We start from the raw sequence: 3,653 nt of genomic DNA on the forward strand, positions 1-3,653 counted from the left end.
TTTCAGTATAGTTGAGCTTATTATTGACTAGAGTCATGCTCTCGACAGTAGGGCAAGACCTCTGCTTCAATCTGCCGCTCGAACAGGTTGTAGGGGGGCTGGGCGGTGTGCAGAGGAGCCACCTGGCGAAACCGATCCATCTGTTCGGGGGAAAAGTTGCTGACCCCAATGGCGCGGATCTTGCCTTCCTGCAGCAACTGCCCCAGAAACGCCGCCGTTTCTTCGATCGGTTCCAAGGGATCCGGCCAATGAATTTGGTAGAGATCGATCACATCTGTTTGCAAGCGGCGCAGAGAATCCTCCAGTTCTTGGGCCAAGCGAGGCAGGCTGGAGTTGCGCACCACTTTGTTGTTTGTCCACTCCAGTCCCGCTTTGGTGGCGAGAACCACCCGATCGCGGCAACCTGAGTCTTTGATCGCTTGCCCCAGCACTTCCTCCGAAACACCCAGTCCGTAGATGGGAGCGGTGTCGAAGGTGGTTATGCCCAAATCAATGGCTTTGCGAATCGTGGTGTAAGATTCCTGGCGGTCGGAAGGGCCCCACCAGCCGCCGCCCATCGCCCAAGTGCCCAGGCCCACCCGGCTCAACCTTAGCCCTGCATCTGCGAGGGTGACGAACTCCATGGCTGCTCCTGCTGAACCCCGATCCTCCCACTGTGGCCAGGGATCCTCTCCAAAAATCTAGCAGACATTGCTGACAGCAGCCGAGGTTGCGTGAACGACCCAAGCCTGTGACCGGGGTTGGAAGGAGAGGAGAGGCTTTTGACTCTGCTGTTGTAAGGAACTGAATCGATAGGATCCCATTCAAGAGCTGCAGCGTCTCTCAACCCAGAACTTTTGCGAGGAATGGCTCCATGAAGCCCACTTTTCTTGTCTCTACTGTCAGCTCCGTCGGTATGGCTCTCCTGTGGGGATCCCTTCTGGTTGGAAGGGCTGCCCAAGCGCAGGTGATCACCCCTCTTTTCCCCTCTGGAACTCCCATCCCCGTCGAACCCTTGCCCCCCAGCCCGGACATTCCCACCCTGCCCATTGTGCCGGATCCCCGGCCTGTGCCGGCAACCCCTGCTCCCCAGCGACCGCTGCCCAGGGGGAGTTTTGAGGAGATCAGCCGCTACTTCCGCGATCTCAACCGCGCCAAAAACCTGGCCCGCCAAGCTGCCGAGATCGCCAATGGGGGCCTGCAGCGCTATCGCGCCGAAGCTTCCATGCACGGGGCAGCCATTGACTCGCCGTTTGAAGAGTTTGAAGATGCTTGGATCTTCACCTTCCGGGGGGGAGAGCCCGGCTTTGTCCAGCCCAGCATTGAAACCCAGGTGCGGGTGGACAGGCGCACCTTTCAAACCACCATCCTCTACAACGGCCCCATCCGCTCTCTGCGCTAAGGGATCCCTGGCATAATCAAAAAAAGGCAAGGGATCCAAGCTATGACCAAGTTTGTCTTCGTCACGGGCGGAGTGGTCTCCAGCATCGGCAAAGGCATTGTAGCGGCTAGCTTGGGTCGCCTGCTCAAATCCCGCAACTACACGGTGTCGATTTTGAAGCTGGATCCCTATATCAATGTGGATCCCGGCACCATGAGTCCCTACCAGCATGGAGAAGTGTTCGTCACCGACGACGGCGCCGAGACCGACCTGGACTTGGGCCACTACGAGCGCTTCACTGACACCAACATGTCTAAGCTCAACAACGTTACCACCGGCTCCATCTACCAGGCCGTGATCCACAAAGAGCGGCGCGGCGATTACCAGGGCAGCACGGTGCAGGTGATCCCCCACGTCACCCAAGAGATCAAAGAGCGGATCCGGCGAGTGGCCCGCGAGACCAACCCCGATGTGGTGCTGGTGGAGGTGGGGGGCACGGTGGGGGATATCGAGTCTCTGCCCTTTTTGGAGGCCATTCGCCAATTTCGCAAGGACGTGGGCCGGGCCAACGTGGCCTATGTGCATGTTACCCTGGTGCCTTTGATCAAGGCGGCAGGGGAGATGAAAACCAAGCCTACCCAGCACTCGGTCAAGGAGCTGCGCTCCATTGGCATCCAGCCGGACGTGTTGGTGTGCCGCTGCGAACAGCCATTGCCCCGCGGGATCAAGGAGAAGATCTCCGAGTTTTGCGATGTGCCGGTGGAATGTGTGATTCAGGCTCAGGATGCCCCCAGTATCTACGATGTGCCTCTGGTGCTGGAGCAGGAGGGGTTGGCGCAGCGGGTTTTGGAGATCCTCAACTTGGATCCGCAGCAGCCAGATCTACGGGAGTGGGAGCTCCTGGTGCAGCGGCTGCACCACCCCCAAGAGCAGGTGGAGATTGCCATTGTCGGCAAATACGTGCGCCTTACGGATGCCTATCTTTCGGTGGCCGAGGCCCTGCGCCATGCCGGGTTGGCCCTCAATGCCGGTGTCACCCTGCGCTGGATCTCTTCTGAGGAAGTCGAGGAGCGGGGACCAGAGGCATTGCTTTCCGGCGTGGATGGAGTGGTGGTGCCAGGGGGGTTTGGCAATCGCGGCATCGAGGGCAAAGTGGCCAGTATTTGCTACGTGAGGGAGCGGGGCATTCCCTTTCTGGGCCTGTGTCTGGGCATGCAATGCGCGGTGATCGACTGGGGATGTCACATTGCCCATCTGGAGCGGGCCAACAGCTACGAGTTTGACCCCGATACCCCCCACCCGGTGATCAGCCTCTTGCCGGAGCAGAAAGATGTGGAAGATCTGGGAGGAACCCTGCGGCTGGGCCTCTATCCCTGTCGCATCATGCCCAATACCCTAGCGGCCAAGCTGTATGGCGAGACCATCATCTACGAGCGCCACCGCCATCGCTACGAGTTTAATAACGCCTACCGCAGCCTTTTTCTGGACTCTGGTTATATCATCAGCGGCGTCTCGCCGGATAACCGCTTGGTGGAGATTATCGAGCTGCCCAGCCACCCCTTTTTCATCGCCACCCAGTTCCATCCGGAGTTTCGCTCCCGCCCCAACCGCCCCCACCCCCTCTTTTTGGGGTTGATCGAAGCTGCCCTGCGCAGCCGCCCTCAGCCTCACCCCCTGCAGTTGCAGAAGATGGGCTAGTTGACAGATCCCTTGTCCAAAAGTGGGGGCACGCCTCTGGTCCTGGTTCTGCAGAGCTTTGCTGAACATAAACTGCTGCGGAATCCTGGGTTTCGCCTGTGGAGCAGCCGTGGCCTACTGCCTAAAACGAGGTCATCCAGTCCGCCAAAATTTCCTGTCGGCGTGGATGGCGCAGTTTGCGCATGGCTCGTGCTTGAATTTGTCGGACGCGCTCTCGAGACAGGCCGAAGAGCTGACCAATTTCGGAGAGAGTGTGCAGGTGGCCATCTTTCAGCCCATAGCGGAGCTTGAGGATTTCTTGCTCTCGGGGGCTGAGCTGCTCCAGCATTTCTTCCAGTTGGGCAGACAGCAGGTGCAAGTCCATTTGCGATTCGGGAGTGGGGCCGTTGGCGGCCTCGATAAGCTGCATCAGCTCCGTATCTTCCTCTTTGCCGACCGGAGTATGCAGCGAAAGAGTTTGGCGACCGGCTTCCAAGAGGGTTAAGAGAGCGTCCAGCTTGTCGGGGGAAATCTCCAGAGCTTTGGCAATCTCTGCTTGGGTGGGGCGACGGTTTAGGTTGTGTTGATCTTTCATTTGAGCCAAAAGAGAGCACTG

At 58.8% G+C, this 3,653-nt stretch carries 4 protein-coding genes; 2 read left to right on the forward strand and 2 right to left on the reverse strand.

The features are described 5' to 3' along the window. Positions 1 to 20 precede the first annotated feature (20 nt). Positions 21 to 623, reverse strand: coding sequence for an aldo/keto reductase (locus NW843_RS07445; RefSeq protein ID WP_414375410.1), 603 nt, complete (start codon positions 621 to 623; stop codon positions 21 to 23). Positions 624 to 853: 230 nt separating this feature from the next. Between NW843_RS07445 and NW843_RS07450 the strand changes: the two genes are divergently transcribed. Beyond that, complete coding sequence (locus tag NW843_RS07450; protein WP_414375412.1) at positions 854 to 1,381, forward strand: hypothetical protein; 528 nt, start codon at positions 854 to 856, stop codon at positions 1,379 to 1,381. Between the two features lie 42 nt (positions 1,382 to 1,423). Further along, entirely contained in the window at positions 1,424 to 3,058 is a 1,635-nt protein-coding gene (locus NW843_RS07455) for a CTP synthase (protein ID WP_414522557.1), read from the forward strand. Between the two features lie 121 nt (positions 3,059 to 3,179). On the opposite strand, the gene NW843_RS07460 is transcribed toward NW843_RS07455, so the two are convergent. Beyond that, positions 3,180 to 3,653, reverse strand: a 474-nt coding sequence (locus NW843_RS07460; RefSeq protein ID WP_414522558.1) for a sigma-70 family RNA polymerase sigma factor, incomplete at its 5' end; no start/stop codon positions are given.

The sequence above is a fragment of the Synechococcus sp. R5-12 genome, from assembly GCF_047502655.1.
GTDB lineage: Bacteria > Cyanobacteriota > Cyanobacteriia > Thermostichales > Thermostichaceae > Thermostichus.